Consider the following 18,408-nt stretch of genomic DNA (forward strand, 5'->3'; position numbering starts at 1 on the left):
GTAGAAACCCCTTCTGCCACCAAAAGCCAAATTTTCACTATCACAACTCAAACAATAAATTTGTCACCCCAAACGCGGTGGATGACATCCGCTTCTTCTTAAACTAAAGTAAAATTTATAAAAAACCCTGCTAAAAAGATCCTTGCCAAATTTCAAGCATTGCTTAGCTTTGCTATTAAAGATGCAGTTACAATGAAACGGACCTGATAGCAAAAATGGATTTATTTCAATGTAAAAAAATGTGAAATTGTTTAAAAATTTGCGTGACTTTTGAAAATCGCTGATATGTTTTTTGCCAAGATTAATGAGCTTTATGCATGGGACAAGGCATCAGCGTTTTTCCTTTGAGATAAATTTTGTCCGGCATTATAAACGCTCTTTGCCAAATTTTTGTTTAAAGATTGGGCGCTACTAAATTTCACGCCCAGAATATTTAGTCTTTTTTGCCTTTATTTAAAGATTTTAGCTTAGCATCCATATCAGCTGTAAGCATAGTAAAGACCTTATTTGTAAGCTCCTGAGTTAAATCCTTGGCCTCTTGCATTGTTTTTTTGCTAAATTCATTTAGGAGTTTGTCCGCTTTTTTCTTATCTTTTTTATAAAGTTTGACGTACTCATCTTCAAATTTAGCCTGTTTTACCGCCAACTCTTTTTCAAATTTAGAGTAGGCCTCTTTAACCACTGGCGAATACTTCTCATAGTCAGTCATCACAAGGGTTTGAAGCTTTCTATAAACCCAGTATATAGAAGTATCATCAGCGTCGTATGAGCCATCAGTGTAACCTTTTATAAAACCATCAAGCCCCTCGTAATACGGCAAATAAACGCTAAGATCAGCCATGCCAAGAGCGACATAGGTCACGCGGCCGATCTCTTTTGGTAGCCATGGGCGCACCTGCATGACGTGAGACTCGTATGTTCTAAAGACGCTTATGGCGCGGTAGATGTTTTTCTTATCTTCATCTTTGCTGGCGTAGTTATCAAACGCAGTGCCGTTGTAGTGGGCTCTCATCGCAGCTTTTAGGTCTTCAACACTTAGTTTTTTCTCTGGTTTTAAAAATACTGGGAATTTCTGACCATCGGCGAAGTCTTGTTTTAAGCTTGGATTAAACATGCTTTGAACCCAGCAAACACGTGGATAGTTGTAAGTCACATCTCTCTCATCGTCCCTTGTATAGGCCTTTGTAAAGTTAAATTCTCCATCTTTTGCAGGGTCATAAGTCTTGTTGTCGATCGCAAATTTGATCACATCTTTTGCACCCATAAAATTTGGATCATTCTCTTTGTAAGCGTGTAGTCTGCCTTGGTTTGCAGTGACGAAGTACTCATCTTGCGGGATCTTTGAAGCGATCCATTTGTGGCCAGTACCAGTCTCAAAGTACCAAAGCTCGTTTGCGTCGATAAATACCACGCCAAAGCCCTCTCCAGCGCCTTTTGTCTCTACTATCTCGCCAAGAAGCTTAACGCCCTCTTTTGCACTCTTCATACGTGGCAAAAGCACGTCTGGGATGTCATCTTCTGTGATACCGCTCTCTTCGTTATATGGATCGATCTTTAAAAGCTCGTCTTTTGCGTAGATGGTCTCAGTGCCACTTAGTCCAACGCCAGCCTCGTTGTAGCCGACTGCTCCGTGAAGCTTTGTGTGTGAGTTTGCGATAGTTGTGTATCTCATACCATCTTTTGGAAGCGGATATGTAAAGTCATTTGCGCCGTCATGGGCTTTTGAGCTGTGCATACCAGTTTGGTTTTTCGTAGCTGGATGGATCAAAAAGACTTGAGCTTTTATAGCCTTGCTATCTGCGCTTCTAGCCACTAGCATAGAGCCGTCGTTTGAAGCTTTATCTCCTACTAAAATGGTAGTGCATGCCAAGCTACTTGTGCCTAAAATCGCACTCATAGCGACGATTGATGCAAGAATTTTGCCTTTCATTTTTACTCCTTTAGTAAAATAAAATTTCTTTATGTGATTATACGCCAAATTTAATAAATTAGTTCCATATTTTAAAATTTTTTTAAGTTAAATGTAAATTTATTGCAAATTTTGTCTAAGTGAAATTTAAATTTTCTAAAGGATTTTTCGCTATAATCCAAAACTTACGCGATTGCGTATAAAATTTCAAAAAGGATTAGCATGCCAAAGATGAAAACCGTTCGCGGTGCTGCTAAGCGCTTTAAAGTAGGTAAAAATAAGATAAAAAGAGGCTCTGCTTTTAGAAGCCACATCTTAACAAAAAAACCTAGTAAGCGTATGAGAGACCTTCGTGGACCACACTACGTGGATAGCACAAACGTCTCAGCTGTTCGCAAAATGCTCGGCGTATAAGCAGCGTAGATTTAAGTTTTTGACAAAAAAGTCATTCAAACTCCCCCAAATTTAGGGGCAAGACTCACTTTGTGAGCGCCAATTTGTAAAAGGATAAATATGGCAAGAGTAAAAACAGGCGTAGTTAGAAGAAGACGCCATAAGAAAGTTTTAAAGCTAGCACGTGGCTTTTTCAGTGCTAGACATAAACACTTTAGAAAAGCTAAAGAGCAACTAGAGAGAAGTTTAGTTTATGCATACCGCGACAGACGTCAGAAAAAACGTGATTTCAGACGTTTATGGATCGTTCGTATCAATGCAGCTTGCAGACTAAACGACATTAGCTATTCAAGATTTATCAACGGCTTAAACAAAGCTAAGATCGAACTTGATAGAAAAATTTTAGCTGATCTAGCTATGAATGACGCGAAGGCATTTGCGGCACTTGCAAAACAAGCAAAAGATGCTTTGAAATAACACCTTTTCTCCGCTTCGGCGGAGATCTTCTTTTTTTAAATTTCTATCAAATTTTTATTAAAATTTATTTTTCGAAATTTTTTTTAATTAGTTATTTTGTATTCAAATTTTAAATTAATACCACTATAAAATTTTACTTCATCAGCTAGGTGCAAATTTAGTAATATAAATTTGAAAAATTTGCTTACCATTACTAGCCAAACTAGCCAAGAGCAAGTATAAAACTCGCTCTAAATAGCTAAATTTCAATACTCGTATCAAAGCAGTGTTTCACCGCTCCACTAAATAAAATTTTACCGTTTTCAAGCCTAAGTCCAAGCTCCTCGCCGCTTTTTGGATAGACTTTTAGGCATTGCGCTGCATTTAAATTTAAAGTAGCGCCGTAAAAGCAAGCCGCCATACCAGTGCCACAAGCTAGCGTCTCGTCCTCTACGCCCCTTTCGTAGGTTCTCACCTTTAAAGCTCCACCCTCAAATTTGGCCAAATTTACATTTGCATTGTATTTTTGACGAAGCGCCCTGCACTCTTTGACGTCAAATTCCTCTAAATTTTGTGTAAAATTTACAAGGTGAGGCACGCCAGTATCATAAAAATACCAAGTTTTGCCGTTTTCATTTAGCGGCTCGCTTAAAATCTTTGGACTTGTTAGCACAACCTCGATACACTCGTTTTTCACACTTGCCATAACCTCGCCACTACCAGTTAGCAAGACAAATTCGTTTGAACTAACAAGACCATTTAGATAGGCATATCTAGCAGCCGCGCGCGAGCCGTTGCCACACATCGCAGCGTAGCTTCCGTCGCTGTTGTAAAACTCCCATTTCACGCCCTTTTCGTAAGGCAAAAGCACGATGAGCCCATCAGCTCCCACACCGTTCGTTCTGCTGCAAATTTGCCTTGCTAGCTCACTTCTATCTTTACTCAAAAATGTATGAAATATTACAAAATCGTTGCCACTAGCGTTGTACTTTGAAACTTGCATTATTTTTCCTTTAACATTACTCTACTTATTTTTGCCAAATTTATATAAAACTATCCGCAAATTTGCCTTAGAAATTTCTCTAGTTCTTGCTCTAAATTTTTTTTATCATCACTATTATCTATGATAAAATTTGCCCTTTTTCGCTTTTGCTCGATATCCATCTGAAGCTCCACTCTTGCTTTTGCGTCCTCTAAACTTAGACCATTTCGGCTCATTAAGCGGCTTAGCAAAAGCTCTTTTGGCGCATAGATCACAGCTATATTTTTAAACTCAGCGTATCGATCCTCTTTTTCAAAAAACAAAGGAATATCGACAAAATAAACCTGCCCCAAGCACTCAAGATTCGTAGCACGAGATAAAATTTCTTCCTTTATCTTTGGATGCAAAATTTGCTCTAAAATTTTTAATTTTTTTGGATCATTAAAAACAATGGTACCAAGTTTTTGACGATCGATCTTGCCAACTTCGTCTAAAATTTGCTCGCCAAAAAATTCTACTATCTCACATTTACAAATTTCAAGCTGTTCATGAGCGATCACGTCCGCATCAATCACACTAAAGCCTCGTTTTTTTAGCAAATTTATAGCCGTGCTTTTACCGCTAGCGATCGAGCCTGTGACGACATAAGCGTTTGGAAATTTCTGCAAACTCGCTCCATTTTTGAAAATTGATGACAATTTTAGCAACTTTTGGCTAAAGTTTTAAAAAATTACAAAAAAGGGTAAAGATGATAAGCTATAAAGATGCTGGAGTGGATATAGATGCTGGAAATAGCTTTGTTGAGGCGATAAAGCCTTTCGTAAAATCTACACAAACACCAAACGTTATAGGTGGCATTGGGTCATTTTCAGGAGCGGTCAGACTACCAAGCGGGTATAAAAATCCAGCCATTCTAGGCGCGACTGACGGTGTCGGCACAAAGCTTCGCCTAGCTATCGACGCTAAGAAATTTGACGGCGTGGGCGAGGATCTAGTCGCAATGTGCGTAAACGACCTCATCTGCAACTTCGCCACACCACTCTTTTTTCTCGATTACTACGCAACGGCAAAGCTTGAGATAGAGAGTGCCAAAGAGGTTGTAAAAAGCATCGCAAATGGCTGCAAAAAGGCGCAATGCGCACTTATCGGCGGCGAGACAGCTGAGATGCCGTCGATGTATGAAAAAGGCGACTTTGACCTTGCTGGATTTGCCGTTGGTATCACTGAGGCTGATGAGATCGACAGAAGCAAATTTGTAAAAGCTGGTGACGTTTTAGTCGCACTTCCTAGTAGTGGCCTGCACTCAAATGGCTTCTCTCTTGCAAGAAAAGTAGTTAGCGAGCTTGGACTAAAATTTGATGAAAAAGTAGGCGATAAAAAGCTCATCGACGTACTTCTTGAGCCAACTAGAATTTACGTGAGCGACTTTTTAAGATTAAAGGATAAGATTACGGCAATGGCTCACATCACCGGTGGTGGCATAGTTGAAAACTTGCCTCGCGTCTTCCCTGCTGGACTTGGCGCAAAGGTGCAAAAAAGTGCTATAAAAACGCCTGAAATTTTTAAAATCATCGCACAAAAAGTAGAAGATAGCGAGATGATGAGAACCTTTAACATGGGCGTTGGCATGATATTAGTTGTGTCAAAAGAAAACGTTGACGCTGTCCTAGCTAGCAGCGATGGCTACGTGATCGGTGAAGTAGTAAATGGCAAAGGCGTAGAGCTAGTTTAATGCAAGAAAATAGCAAAAAACGCTTACTAAAAACCGAAAATAAGAGCTTTTTTGATCTTAGCATCTATCAGTTTTTAGGCATGTTTGGCGTGCTAGAGAGCGATATCAAAAAGCTTGATTTTTATGAGTATTGGTGTGAGGTCTCGAGAGGATCAGGCATGCTACCTATCATGCAAGACAACGGCGAGGACGGCGATCTTTACGATGAGAGCTGCGAGGTGATCGACTGCCTTATCTACCTATATGACTGGGAAAAATTTAGCCGTATCTACATAAACACAGGAAAATAACTTGGCAAAGCAAAAGGCAAAAATCGCACCGATCTGGGCTAGAGTAAAGGCCTCTATCATCGATCTTTTTATCATCGGTATGCCGATATTTTATGCGACAACATATCTTGTGCTTGATGGCAAAGAGGCATTTTTGCACAACCAAATTGCCATTTTTGGTGCAAATAGCCTGATCTCGCTTATAATATGCCTTTTTTTTAGCATAAAAGCACAAACTCCAGGCTATAAAGCACAAGAAATTTATCTAATAAACCTAAAAACCGGTAGAAAACTAAGCTTTTTTCACACCATCTTGCGCCAAATTTGCTTTGCCTTTGCTGGCTTTAGCATACTTGGACTTTGCCTTTGTTTCTTTAGAAAAGATAAACTAAATCTGCACGACATCATCACTCACTCAGCTGCCGTGCAAAGATCAGAGGGATAAATTTTACTTCGCTCCATGCCAAAGTAAGCGATTTTTGCCAAGTTTTGTATCGATGCTCTCTTCTATGATAGAGCAAATATACTCTTTTGAAAGTTGTATAGACTCCTCTAAGCTCTTGCCCTTTGCTAAAAAGCAAGCAAGTGCAGTTGAGAAGCTACAACCAGTTCCACTCATTACAAGCGGATTAACAAGTGGAGTCTTAAAATTTCTTAGTGAGCCATCTTTTTTATAAAGTGTGTCTATGCTGCTATCTTCGCTGATATGTTTCTTTACGATGACATCACAAGGCAAATCTTTATAATCATCACCAAAAAGCACATTTGCCTCATCTAAATTTGGAGTAGTTACTGTAGCTAAGCTCATTAGCTCTTTTAGTTTTGCCACCGCACTATCTTTTATAAGTTTGTGTCCGCTTTTTGAGACGCAAACTGGATCAAGTACTACTTTGGTATTTTTTTGAGCCAGTAAAAACTCACGCACCACTTCCATAATCTCTTCACTAAATAACATGCCTATCTTAATCGCATCAAAGCTAAATTCTTCCGCAAGCGTATTTAGCTGATCTTTGACAAAACTAGGCTCTAAGCAAACTACACTCTTTACAGCATCCGTAGTCTCAGCGACCAAAGAAGTTACCGCTGTTGCACTATAACAATTAAGCCTAGCACATGTTTTTATATCTGCTTGAAGCCCAGCTGTGCCGCTATTACAAGAGCCTGCGATGATTAGAATTTTTTTCATCGTTTTCCTTTGAAATTTTTGGCTTATTATAGAGGATATTAGATAAATTTGAGTTTTTTAAAACAGAAGAAATTTGAGCAAAAAGCTCAAATTTATGAAAGTTTATTTAAGTCGTTATCGATATCTATATATATCGTAGTTGCATTAAGATTTGTATGCTCAAAGCTAGGATCTATCTGCTTATCACTCTCTTTATGTTCGTTTATTTTGGTTAAAAGATCATCTTCTCTTAATCCATGCTCATTTATTAAATTTGGATCTATTTCATTAAAACTAATATTTGCGCTAGCCTCATCATTTAGCTCTTCTTGCTCTAAATTAGTTGCACTAAGGATATCATCTACTTTTTCATTTATATGATCTAAAATAGATACATAATCATTGCCAAGAAGTGCTTTAAACAATGCGTCAGTATCTATACTAGACTCACCAATATCATCGCTTACTACGCTACTATCTAGCCAAAGAGTATCGTATCCGTTTATTGATATATCTTGTCCATCATTCGCAGTGATTGTAATACTTGAGCTTTCACTCTCGCCCTTTATAGCCTCTCCGATATATACTTTATCATTTACGTCTAAAACTCTTACATGATCATTTTGGTCTATCGCTATAACATCAGATGAAACACTTTTAACTATACCAGCTACTGCTGCCATCTTTATTCCTTATTTTTATTTGTCGGTATTTTAGTATATTTAATTACTTTTGTATATTGTACTATGGTACAAGGTGGCGATAATTCCAAATCATTCAGATTTTGTGATTAAAATATATCCGCTCTCGCTGATATTTTTAAATTTCACACCAAGCTCACGTTTTAGGCGAAGTATCACATTTTGGATAGCCGCCTTGCTAACATCGCTTTCATAGACAAATTCTTCTATCATCTCATAAGTAACTAGCTTATTTAGATTATAAGCAAAGAGCCAAAATATCTTATTTTGCAAAAAGCTAAGATAAATTTCAATGCCGTTTTTATAAATTTTCTCTCTTTTTAAATTTATACTCACCTCATCGCTTAAATAAACCAGCTTTTCATCTCGTTCAAAACTTAAACTAATAAGCATTGCTCTAAGATCCTTCATATCAATAGGCTTTTTTAGAAAGAGCATCGCCCCTTCCTCCATGCTTTTTATCAAATTTTCATCGCTATCATAAGAGGTAAAGACGATAAATTTTTGGTGCGGCTTTGTGCGCTTCATCTCATTCATCATTTCAAAGCCATTAAGCACTGGCATGTGAATATCGCTCATCACGATATCAAAGCCTTGCTTTTTAAATTTCTCCACGCCATCTTGTCCATTGCAAGCACCAATTACCTGCTCGCAATAAGGTTTAAGCCCACTAATAATAAGCTCTCTTGCCATATCGTCATCTTCGACTACCAAGACAGACGTCTTTTTTAAAATTTCTAAGACTTCTTGCATTTTAGTCCTTTAAATTTATATCAAAACTTAGCTCAAACACCGTTGGCTTTGCGTTATTTACGAGCCTTACATCACCATTTAGCTTTTCTTGTGCTAGCTTTTTAGCAAAATAAAGTCCTATGCCATTTCCTTGCTTTTTGGTGGTATTTAGCCAAGTAAAAATTTTCTCGCTCATTTGCTCGCTTACGCCATTTCCATTGTCATAAACTCCGATGTAGCACTTATATTCAAAGCTTCTAAATTTTATCTCGATGATACGTTTTAGTGGCTCATCTTTGTAGCTTTCGACAAGTGAGTCTTTTGCGTTGTGTATTAGGATTAACAAAATTTGTTGGATTATATTTTCTATCTGACGAACTTTTTGTTCATTAAAGCCGCTAAATTTTACACTCACATTTGCACGGCTTAGCTCTGTGTGCATGAGAGTTATTAGGTTTTTAACGCTTGTTTGTACCTCAAATTCGCTCACATTTTCAGCGCTTTTGTAAAAATTCCTAAAAATTTCAATAGTACTTGAAAGAAGTTTGACTGAGCTTTGTCCTTTTTCAAGTAAATTTATTAGCTCCTCATCGCTTAATTTACCTTCTTTTTTTAACATTATGCACGAGCTTAGCATTAGTTTTAGCGAATTTACCGGCTGAATGAATTGATGATTGATACCACTTATTAGCTCGCCCGCCTCACTCATTTTGGCTCTATGAGTTAGCAATGTTTCATACTCATCTTGTATCTTTTTTATCTTGTTATACATAAAATTATGAAGAATATTTGCCAAAAATGTGAGCGCAACGAAGGCAAAGAGCAAGCTTAGAGCATTTTTTAAAGCTTCTTTTGTTAAAGCTGAAATTTCCTCTTCATTATTTGTGCCAGCTCCTATGAACCAATTTATCGTTGGTATCTCAGCTACTTGGATTAAATTTTGTCCTATTTTTAAGCTCGTAATATCTTCATCTTTTAAAAACAACTCTTTAAATTTCTCCTCGATCTCTTTTTTTAAAGCAAGATCAGGTATCGATGTTAAAATTTCACCGCTATGAGTCACCAAAAATGAGTAAGAATTTGGCGCAAGGCTAAAATTTTTAATGCTATTAAAGATATTTTCTATACGCACGACGCCACAAAGTGCTGCTTTAAATTTCGCTTGTTTTGTGACTGGAACGCATAAATTTAGAGTTGAGCCTTTTAAAATTTTATGTTTTTGCATGAAATTTACACTTGGAGCATTTGTATTTTTTGTCTCGACATACCAGATAAGCCCTGCTCTTTCACTTTTTGGCATAACTTCTTCTAAAATTTTTTCTCCATCTACAAAAATTTCTCCATCATCCCTTAAAAGCTGCATTAGATCAAATTCTTTCGCGTTTTGCTTAAAGAGCTTTATAAAGCCAGCTATCTTTTCATCGTCATCTACGATGCCTGCATTTTGTATAAATTTTGACGCACGAATGAGTGAATTTATACGCTCATCAAGCCAAATTTGAAAGTTGTTTACGATATTTTTGCTAACTGCTATGTTATTTTTATCAGATAGCTCTATGATTTTCTCTTTTGCATTGCTATAAATATTTAGCCCAAGAAGTATTACAAAAAGGCTAGCAAGCAAGATGATGGCGTAGATTTTAATATTTTGTGATTTTAAATTAATACCCATGCGTGCAGTATATCCTAAGTTAGCCCAAATTTGGGCTAACTAAATTCATTTTAAAAAGGATAAAAGCTTTGAAACGAGCATAAGTGCAAGCACTACAAAACAAACACTAAACCCAAGCAGCGTGCAATCAGCCATCGACATAAATTTAGATGATGGCACAAGATACCAGCCGTCCGCATAAAGATCAACTATGCTCTTTTGCAAATCGCTTAGCATCACGCCATCAGGCACCATAGGGCTATCATATCCGCAGTCGCCTGTTGGCATAAACCAGTCAGGCGCCCACTTCTCAAGCGGCAAGCCAAATGGATAGTGCGGCTCAGTCGAGCAGCCCTGCACGCCGAAAGGATCATCGCCATGCACTGCGTCGTGGATTTTGGCTAGCTTTACGCTATACATTATGCCCTGCACCGCTCCCCAAAAGGCAAAGACGTAGCCAACTAGAGCAAAGAGCAAATTTTTTGGATTTATGATAGCGATCACGCCGCCAAGTGCCATGCACAAAAAGGCAAAACGTATATAGACGCACTGCTCGCAAGGAGGCATATAAGCGTAGTTTTGAAAGAGCGAGTGCGCGATAACGACAAGCGCGACGCTTACAAAGACTAAGATCGCCCAAGAGATGCGTGAGTCTTGAAATTTAGCCATTTTTTTAAAAAAGCTCATGTGGCGCCTTATTTTTTAAGAAGCTCTTCGATGAGTGCTGCCATGCCGTCAAGCGAGCTAATTGATTTTGTCATGATGAGGTATTTGCCATTTACGACAAATGCTGGCACACCTTGAATTTTTGCCACATCGTAGCTCTCGTCCCACTTCTTAAGTAGCTCAGTCACTTTTGGATTAGCTAGCTCTTTTTCATAATCAGCTTTACTAACGCCAGCAGCATCAAGTCCAGTCTTTAAAAAGCCCTCAGCGTCTTTGCCATCACCCCAGCGCTCTTTTTTGTCGTGATAAGCCTTGTAGTAGGCAAATTTAGCCTTTTTAAATAGCGAATTTTCATCAAATAAGCTAACCCCTTTTGCCTCATCCATAACGATAAGCACAGCAAAAACCTTGCTCGCAACCTCGCCATAATCGCCCTTTGTCTTTAGATGAAATGGTTCGTATTTTAGCCCAGGGATTTTCTCAACTACCTTTGGAGTGACGCTCTTATCATACTTGTAGCAAAATGGGCAAGCGTAGCTAAAAATTTTAACTAGCGTATTTTGCCCCGCGCTTAGTGGCTTTTCAAGCTTGACGTAGTCCTCACCCTCGCTAAATGCACTAGCACTGATCGCACCAGCTACTGCAACGGCAAAGATAGCCTTACTAAATTTAGATAGAAAACTCATGATAATCTCCTTTAGATGATTTATTTTGAGTTATTCTACAACCAAGCTCAACCGCAATTTTAACGCTAGAATAAATTTTGGCTGAAATTTATAAGATATCGCATTGATTAAAAATTTAATTTTTACTAGAGCTTATCTCATTTATTGCTGATAATGCATTTAAAGCACTCGGATAGCCTATAAATGGTATAAGTGTCGTAACAACGCTTATTAGTTTAGCTCTATCGTTGCCGATACCAAAATTTGCAGCAATGTGCCCTAAAAGCTGTGGTTTTGCAAAGCCAAGAGTCGTGATATAGACAAATGTCAAAAGCTCTCTAAGCTCTAAGCTAAGTCCATCTCTTGCATAAAAATCGCCAAAGCAGTTTTGCGATAAAAACTCCATTATATGTTTTTGATCATTTGGCATTGATGCGATAAATTTATCAACCGCTGGAAAAAGTTTTCTTTGTATCTCAAGGCCTCTTTCGCCTCTACCTTCTCTTGATTTTTTAGGCATATTTTCAGGCTCTATATAGCGCTCATTAAAAATTTCATCAGCTAAAAATATATAATCTTCTACCTTGCCAAGCCCAGCATAAGGCACTGCTTGATATAAAATTTCTCTTATCTCTTTTGCTGATATGCCTACATTTAAAGCAGCCCTAACGAAGCTTTTAAATGAGCTTTTTGCACCTTTGCTCACGCAAAGAGAGGCGATGATAACCGAAAGTCTTGTTTTTTCATCAATATTTATCACTTCACTAATATCGCCTAAAAAATTTAAATAATCCTCTAGAAAATCGCTACTATCTGACTCAAGCTGTGAGCTTGAGTTAAACCAAATTTCATAAATTTTCTTTGCATTGTAAGTTAGTGTCATAAGTTCTGCTCCATTGTTTGGGGCTGATTATAAGTGCTAAAGCGTAAATGCTAGCTTAAGGTCCAAAAAGACAAAAATTTTTAATATAAATTTAGATTTTAAGCCATTATAAAGTTTATCGTGATTTTTATGTTATAAGGTTTTATTACAATTACGAAGGACGCAATATTTTTTATTACTCCTTTTACCTATTTTAAGCCTTGGGCGTTCCGAGGCTTTTTCTAAATTTTATAAGCTTTATGAGTAGAGTTTATAAAATTTATCCAAAGGAGATGTTATGAAAAAGACTTTGAGTTGTGTTGTGCTAGCTTCTGTGCTTTGCTCAAGCGCTTTTGCGATAGGCGGCCCAAGCGGAGCTAAACTAGACTATGCTATCACTGGGCAAATAGGCGAAGTAGTGGTAAATCCATACGACACTGCCCCACTTACAGCAGTCATCAAAAATGGCGGCTACACACTAAGCAATGCCAAAGTAACCATCGTACCAAAACAAGGCGGTCAGGTGATAAGCTACAAAGTGGCTGATAAGCATCTTCGCACACATGGCGGCATCCCAGTTTTTGGCATGTATCCTGACTATCAAAACACCGTTGAAGTCGAGTACGACAAGAGCTACAAAGGTAAGACCGAGCATATAAAAGAGAGCTATAAAATTTACGCTCCAGCCATCTACCTAGAAAGCTCAGGTACACCAAATCAAAAGGGCGCGCTATTTGACAAGATCGAGGTTACTAAGCCTGCGAGTGCTAAATTTGCAAATCGCCTCTACTATGTAAATAACTTTGTAAATAAAACAGGCAAGGGCACAAAAGTCGTTTGGAACAACCCAGCTGGCGGTGCGATCGAGTGGAACTACAGCCCAAATAATTTCATCCTTGATACAAAAGGCGAGGTTAGATGGTACCTTGAGCCAAGCAAAATTTACGATCTAAAGCAGCCATTTCACGCTGGCGTGATGATGGGCTTTAAGCAAAATGACGACGGCGCTATGACTTGGGGATATGGCCAAAGATACGCAAAATACGACATCATGGGTAGAGAAATTTTTAACCGCGAGCTACCAGCTAGCTACAACGACTTCTCTCACTCAATGGACGTAGCACAAAATGGACACTACTTCTTGCGCGTGGCAAATGCTGATTATAAAAGAGCTGATGGCAAAAATGTAAGAACAGTGCGCGACGTGATCGTTGAGCTTGACAGAGATGGCAACGTAGTTGATGACTTTAGACTATATGAAATCCTCGATCCTTACCGCGACATCGTACTAAAAACGCTTGATCAAGGCGCAGTTTGCTTAAACATAGACGCTAAAAAAGCAGGCCACACTGCAAGCGCAGATGAGCTTCAGTCTATGGATACACATGATAAATGGGGCGACATAGTTGGCGCTGGTCCAGGACGCAACTGGGCACATGTAAATAGTGTAGACTACGACCCAAGCGATGATAGTATCATCATCTCAAGCCGCCACCAAGACGCAGTTATAAAGATCGGCCGTGATAAACAAGTAAAATGGATCATGGGCGCTCACAAGGGTTGGAGCGATAAATTTAAAGACAAACTCCTTCAGCCAGTTGATAGCAAAGGCAACAAAATAGTCTGCGAAGATGAGTATTCAAAATGCCCAGGATACGAGAGCGACAAAGGTGGCTTTGACTGGCAGTGGACACAGCACACGGCATTTAGGATAGATAGCAAGTCTAAAAAAGGCGAAATTTATCTCACTGTCTTTGACAACGGAGACACAAGAGGAATGGAGCAGCCCGCAATGGCAGGAATGAAATACTCTCGTGCAGTTGTTTATAAAATAGATGAAAACAAAAAGACAGTCGAGCAAATCTGGGAATACGGCAAAGAACGTGGTAAAGAGTGGTATAGCTCGGTCACCAGCCTTACACAGTATCAAGACGACCTTGATAGCATCATGGTATATTCAGCCGTTGCTGGCATGCAGTTTGATATCGCCAAAGGTCGCCCAGTAGGACTTCCTAGCCCACATATAGATGAGTTTGAGTGGGGTGCAAAAGAGCCTGGCATCGAGATAAAAATGACAAATGCGATGGGCTATCAGGCATTTCCATTTAGCTTACAAAAAGCTTTTGAGAAATAAGCAATTTAACTCTTACATAAATTTCCCTTCCATTTTGTATGGATAGGGAAATTTTTCTTATAAATTTTAAAAATTTAGCCATTCTTATATCCGATAAAGTTCTTAAATTATAAAAATAAAGAAAAAGAGAAAAAATTTTTTACTGCCTTAGTGGCATTGATGGCTGCTTTTAGTATAAATGCGGCTCAGTTTAGAGAGATCAAAGATATATCAGGTGACATAGTAAAAGTCCCAGTAAATATAGAAAAGATCGCTACACACAGTCTAGATCCAACTGGAAAATAATTTATCTTACAGCGGTAAATTTATCTACATTTGCCGCTAATTTTATCCATTTTCAGCTTTTACTGATCTATATAGACTTACTGATTTGATATATACTAACTACTACTTATTAAAAAGATAAATGACTATGAGAAATTATAGAAATAAAAAAATATCCCAAAGGAAAATTCCTTTGGGATTAGTTAGTTAAACATTAAAATACGTGTACTTGGTCTTGAACTTCTAGAGTTACAGTTTTTCCATCCACTGTGTTAGTATAAACATTGTAGTCAATATGATTTTCATCAGTAACTTTAGTACCTGAAGCAACCCAACCCTTGCTCACAAGACCAAGATGATCATCGCTATCGCCACTTATTCTTAGTCTGTTGCTGTTTTCAGTCATATCTAGAACATCTTTAGCTGATAGATTATTTATGTTATGGTTACCTTCAGTTAGATCTAGTTTTTCGATATTCTTAACTTTGCTAAAGTCTAAGCTATCATCAGCGATTTTTAATGTATCATATCCAGTTCCGCCGTCGATAGTTGTATTATTTAGGGTTACACCTTGTTTGATTGAGATAAAATCGTCGCCAATTCCACCTTCTATCTTAGCATCATTGAATGTTCCAGAGTTAACAAAAATTTTATCATCTCCGCCTCCAGCATATATACCACCATGTATACTACCATGTTCATTTTTGCCATTAAATACGGCTCCATTTACATATATTTCATCATTTCCTCCATCAGTACCATCATACGCATTGTCACCGTATACCCTAGAGGAATTAAATGTAGAGCCACTATTTAAATATATTTTATCTTCACCATTTCCAGCAACTATAAATGAATCATCTTGGAATATAGTTCCCTCTTTTACTGTAACTACATCATTTCCGCCACCAGTGATTACGCTAGATAATCTACCATCATCGCTTTTCATGAAAGTAGTATTTGTTATAGTTACATGATCTATATCATTAGCAGTGTATCCTGCATCATCGGTATATAACGTAGATCCCTTAAATGTTATGCGATCAGTATCACTATTGCCTTTAAGCTCTATAGTATCCTCTCCAGCGCCCATGTCTATAACAGTACGAGTGAGTGTTACTCCACTAGCTATATTTACGGTATCAGAGCCGGCACCAGTTTTGATGTTTGCCTGAGTAGTTGCAGTTATATTGGTATTGATATTTACTTCGTCATTATCTGCACCTGTATTTATAGCACCATCAAGCGTTACCTCATCTTCGATATAAACCTTATCTTCTCCACTATCAGTAAGAATCTCTGCATGCGTTAAAGTAGAATTTCTGATCACCACCTCATCTCCGTCAGCACCGGTATTTATAGTTGTTTTTGCGGTAGCGGTGCCATTAAGTTTAGAATTCTCAATATAAACTTGATCTACTCCTGCACCGGTATATATATTGTTTCTACCTTCCATCAAAGAGTCGCCTTGTATTTGTACCAAATCGTTTTTGCTACCGGTAGTTATATTAGTAGTTTCAACTTTGCCACCGTGTATCTGTAATTCCTTTCTATCTCCATCGCCCATATTTATATTTACTTGTTGGAAGTCTGATACTCTACCCGCATAGCTGCCGCTATTACCCAGACCAGTGAGCTGTAAAGAATCATGACCGTCACCCATATTTATCTCAGTTTCCGTTGCCGCAGAGTAGGTGTAACCTTGAGGTGAGCTTGCATTAATGTGCTCAAACATTACTATGTCATTGCCTTTACCGGTTTCTATTTTTGCGAAATTTAAAGATGCTCCGTCGTATACGTTGACATAATCCGCACCTTCGCCGGTTTCTATTACTCTTTCTTCGATAGTAGCTCCGTTTTGTAGAGTGATGGTATCTTGTCCGCTTCCAGTCGTTATGATATTTTTAGTAGGCGTACCGTTTTCTATTTTTCCAAGTAGTACGCTTCCATCTACTGTTATTTCGTTATTTCCATCACCTAAATTTATAGAAGTATCATTTTCTAATTTTACTTTAGGGGTGGCTACTGATTCCCCAGTAGTATCGGAGATATTTACTACGTCTCTATCGGCACCGCCTTTAATTTTTACGGAATCTAAATTTATACCTCTATTGACTTCAGTTGAATCTCTAGTAATATTTAGAGTGTTTACTCCGTCGCCCATAAGTATATTACTATTAGTAATTTGAGTTCCGTTAGTCATGGAAATTGTATCGTTACCGGCTCCACCGTCAATAGTCGAGTTACCACTAATAGTAGCATTCTCACCGATAGTAATCTCATCGTTACCGCCGCCGCCAGATATTATAGAGCCGCCGCTCATAGTTAAATTCTTGCCGACATTGATGATATCGTTGCCATCGTCGCTACCGGTTCCAGCGCTTCCGTTATCTCCCCAGTCGCCGTGTATACCTGAGTGATTGCTAAGGGTTAGATTATCGCCAGCCGTAATCTCGTCGTTACCACCGCCAGCTTGTATATCAGCCCAGTTTTCAAGCGTAACTTTATTTGCAATATTTACTGTATCCTTATATCCGTTACCGCTATCATCCGTCTGAATATTCGAATCAGATATTTTAGCGTCCTCGCCTATATTTAGTTTATCCTCACCGAAATCTAAATTTATATGAGACCCTCTAGTAACGGTACCATTTATATTTAACTTATCGTCACCATCCCCCATAATGACTCTAGAGTGTTCAAGTGTTGCATCTTTTTCTAGAGTTACAACATCCTCCCCGTTATGAACTCCTATCTCAGCATTTTTAACGGTAGCGCCTGATTTTATAGTTACGGTATCGTTTCCGCTCTGCCAGTTTATTATACGAGTTTTATTGTATGAATTATCATCTACATCACCAAATGAGTTTTCTATAGTTACATTATTATTACCGCTACCCAAATCGATATCTACCTTACTAAATGTTCCGCCTTTGATATTTAGCGCATCATCGCCTACTCCTAAATTAATATCAGAATTTGCATATGCACCAGTATTCATATTTAGTGTATCTTCGCCATCTTCAGTAGCAATGTTAGCACCATTAAGTCCTTGGTTGATATTTACATAATCGTCGTTATCGGTAATTTTGCCGTTAGCTTGAGAGTTAGCGATCTCATCGTTATCGGTAGTTACGTTTAGAGTTAAATTTCTTTTATATATGCCGTACTCTACTCCGTTTAGATTAGAATACTTGCTTCCGTCTTGTTCGCCTTGGTTTTGATTAGCACCCATTGCGGTAGGATTATGAGCTAGATCGACATTTTTAAGCCCATAGTTATCTATAGTAGTTACTCTTACTTTGACGTTATTGATTTGATTTGCGTCAGCAAGATTTACGATAGTACCGTGCGTCCAAGTATTGCCGCCGTCGGTAGAGTACTCTATAGAGTTTGCGTCGTAATCTACTCCGGCTACTCCGCCGCTAAAATTTAAATTTAACGTAGTAGGTCTAGCTGTCAATGCAGTAGGTAAAGATAGGTCATAAGTCATAACTCCGCCTTCGTTAGAGCCAGTAGAGCTTATATTTATGCCAACTTTAGGCGTAGTTGCCCCAATTCCAGCCCCAACAGCACTTCCTCCACTTACACCAAAGCTATTATCTCCACCTGCTGCTAGAGATAAAGCATCTATGCTTCCTACATTAGCATTAATGTTACTAATGTGGCCTCCTTCTGCAAAGCTAGTAGAAGATAAGCTTACGCCATCTCCACCATTACCACCTGCTTGTGGACCACCTGCAGCAGTTTCTTCTAGAGCATTAAGATCTGTTCCTTTTAAGATGGCTTGTTGTAAAGCTGAGATATCAGCTACTGTTTCGTTATTG

18 protein-coding genes are annotated in these 18,408 nt (G+C 38.4%); 7 read left to right on the forward strand and 11 right to left on the reverse strand.

The window, feature by feature from the left end:
- Positions 1 to 433 precede the first annotated feature (433 nt).
- Complete coding sequence (locus F3H00_RS09685; protein WP_148800713.1) at positions 434 to 1,930, reverse strand: C69 family dipeptidase; 1,497 nt, start codon at positions 1,928 to 1,930, stop codon at positions 434 to 436.
- A 201-nt stretch (positions 1,931 to 2,131) separates the two neighbouring features.
- Here F3H00_RS09685 and rpmI point away from each other — a divergent pair, with 201 nt between their 5' ends.
- Both rpmI and rplT read left to right on the forward strand, forming a co-directional pair.
- The gene (rpmI, locus tag F3H00_RS09690) at positions 2,132 to 2,323 is read left to right on the forward strand and encodes a 50S ribosomal protein L35 (protein WP_054195943.1); all 192 of its coding nucleotides are present in this window, start codon (positions 2,132 to 2,134) and stop codon (positions 2,321 to 2,323) included.
- Positions 2,324 to 2,422: 99 nt separating this feature from the next.
- Positions 2,423 to 2,779 carry a 50S ribosomal protein L20 gene (gene rplT / locus F3H00_RS09695; protein WP_004317321.1) on the forward strand — a complete coding sequence of 119 codons (357 nt, stop codon included), beginning with the start codon at positions 2,423 to 2,425 and terminating at the stop codon, positions 2,777 to 2,779.
- A 238-nt stretch (positions 2,780 to 3,017) separates the two neighbouring features.
- Here the strand turns inward: rplT and dapF are convergent, their stop codons facing one another.
- Complete coding sequence (dapF, locus tag F3H00_RS09700) at positions 3,018 to 3,761, reverse strand: diaminopimelate epimerase (RefSeq protein WP_148800715.1); 744 nt, start codon at positions 3,759 to 3,761, stop codon at positions 3,018 to 3,020.
- 50 nt (positions 3,762 to 3,811) lie between these two features.
- The gene (coaE, locus tag F3H00_RS09705) at positions 3,812 to 4,408 is read right to left on the reverse strand and encodes a dephospho-CoA kinase (protein WP_148800717.1); all 597 of its coding nucleotides are present in this window, start codon (positions 4,406 to 4,408) and stop codon (positions 3,812 to 3,814) included.
- Between the two features lie 80 nt (positions 4,409 to 4,488).
- Between coaE and purM the strand changes: the two genes are divergently transcribed.
- From purM to F3H00_RS09720, 3 genes are read left to right on the forward strand one after another with little or no spacing between them, the layout of a single operon-like run.
- Positions 4,489 to 5,472 (forward strand): phosphoribosylformylglycinamidine cyclo-ligase, encoded by a 984-nt coding sequence (gene purM / locus F3H00_RS09710; protein ID WP_148800719.1) that lies wholly within the window; start codon positions 4,489 to 4,491, stop codon positions 5,470 to 5,472.
- Positions 5,472 to 5,762, forward strand: a complete 291-nt coding sequence (locus F3H00_RS09715) for a hypothetical protein (RefSeq protein WP_148800721.1) — start codon at positions 5,472 to 5,474, stop codon at positions 5,760 to 5,762. Before purM ends, F3H00_RS09715 begins: the two co-directional genes overlap by 1 nt.
- A gap of 1 nt (position 5,763) precedes the next feature.
- On the forward strand, positions 5,764 to 6,186 hold the full coding sequence (locus F3H00_RS09720) for an RDD family protein (protein WP_148800723.1): 423 nt from the start codon (positions 5,764 to 5,766) through the stop codon (positions 6,184 to 6,186).
- Between the two features lie 3 nt (positions 6,187 to 6,189).
- Here the strand turns inward: F3H00_RS09720 and F3H00_RS09725 are convergent, their stop codons facing one another.
- The 7 genes from F3H00_RS09725 to F3H00_RS09755 form a co-directional block, all read right to left on the reverse strand.
- Complete coding sequence (locus F3H00_RS09725) at positions 6,190 to 6,927, reverse strand: hydroxymethylpyrimidine/phosphomethylpyrimidine kinase (RefSeq protein WP_148800725.1); 738 nt, start codon at positions 6,925 to 6,927, stop codon at positions 6,190 to 6,192.
- Positions 6,928 to 7,019: 92 nt separating this feature from the next.
- On the reverse strand, positions 7,020 to 7,589 hold the full coding sequence (locus F3H00_RS09730) for a hypothetical protein (RefSeq protein ID WP_107769925.1): 570 nt from the start codon (positions 7,587 to 7,589) through the stop codon (positions 7,020 to 7,022).
- A 90-nt stretch (positions 7,590 to 7,679) separates the two neighbouring features.
- Positions 7,680 to 8,360 carry a response regulator transcription factor gene (locus F3H00_RS09735; RefSeq protein WP_021090255.1) on the reverse strand — a complete coding sequence of 227 codons (681 nt, stop codon included), beginning with the start codon at positions 8,358 to 8,360 and terminating at the stop codon, positions 7,680 to 7,682.
- 1 nt (position 8,361) lies between these two features.
- Positions 8,362 to 10,011, reverse strand: coding sequence for a sensor histidine kinase (locus F3H00_RS09740; RefSeq protein WP_148800727.1), 1,650 nt, complete (start codon positions 10,009 to 10,011; stop codon positions 8,362 to 8,364).
- Positions 10,012 to 10,056: 45 nt separating this feature from the next.
- Positions 10,057 to 10,677, reverse strand: coding sequence for a protein-disulfide oxidoreductase DsbI (gene dsbI, locus F3H00_RS09745; RefSeq protein ID WP_148800729.1), 621 nt, complete (start codon positions 10,675 to 10,677; stop codon positions 10,057 to 10,059).
- Positions 10,678 to 10,685: 8 nt separating this feature from the next.
- Complete coding sequence (locus F3H00_RS09750; RefSeq protein WP_148800731.1) at positions 10,686 to 11,342, reverse strand: thiol:disulfide interchange protein DsbA/DsbL; 657 nt, start codon at positions 11,340 to 11,342, stop codon at positions 10,686 to 10,688.
- Positions 11,343 to 11,457: 115 nt separating this feature from the next.
- Positions 11,458 to 12,204 (reverse strand): carboxymuconolactone decarboxylase family protein, encoded by a 747-nt coding sequence (locus F3H00_RS09755; protein ID WP_148800733.1) that lies wholly within the window; start codon positions 12,202 to 12,204, stop codon positions 11,458 to 11,460.
- 277 nt (positions 12,205 to 12,481) lie between these two features.
- Here F3H00_RS09755 and F3H00_RS09760 point away from each other — a divergent pair, with 277 nt between their 5' ends.
- Entirely contained in the window at positions 12,482 to 14,317 is a 1,836-nt protein-coding gene (locus tag F3H00_RS09760) for an aryl-sulfate sulfotransferase (RefSeq protein ID WP_148800735.1), read from the forward strand.
- Positions 14,318 to 14,476: 159 nt separating this feature from the next.
- Positions 14,477 to 14,602 carry a hypothetical protein gene (locus F3H00_RS10705; RefSeq protein ID WP_258032905.1) on the forward strand — a complete coding sequence of 42 codons (126 nt, stop codon included), beginning with the start codon at positions 14,477 to 14,479 and terminating at the stop codon, positions 14,600 to 14,602.
- Between the two features lie 193 nt (positions 14,603 to 14,795).
- Here the strand turns inward: F3H00_RS10705 and F3H00_RS09765 are convergent.
- Positions 14,796 to 18,408 (reverse strand): beta strand repeat-containing protein (locus F3H00_RS09765; protein WP_188115663.1); only part of this gene is annotated, 3,613 nt, incomplete at its 5' end.

This window comes from Campylobacter concisus (assembly GCF_902460845.1).
Lineage (GTDB): Bacteria > Campylobacterota > Campylobacteria > Campylobacterales > Campylobacteraceae > Campylobacter_A > Campylobacter_A concisus_X.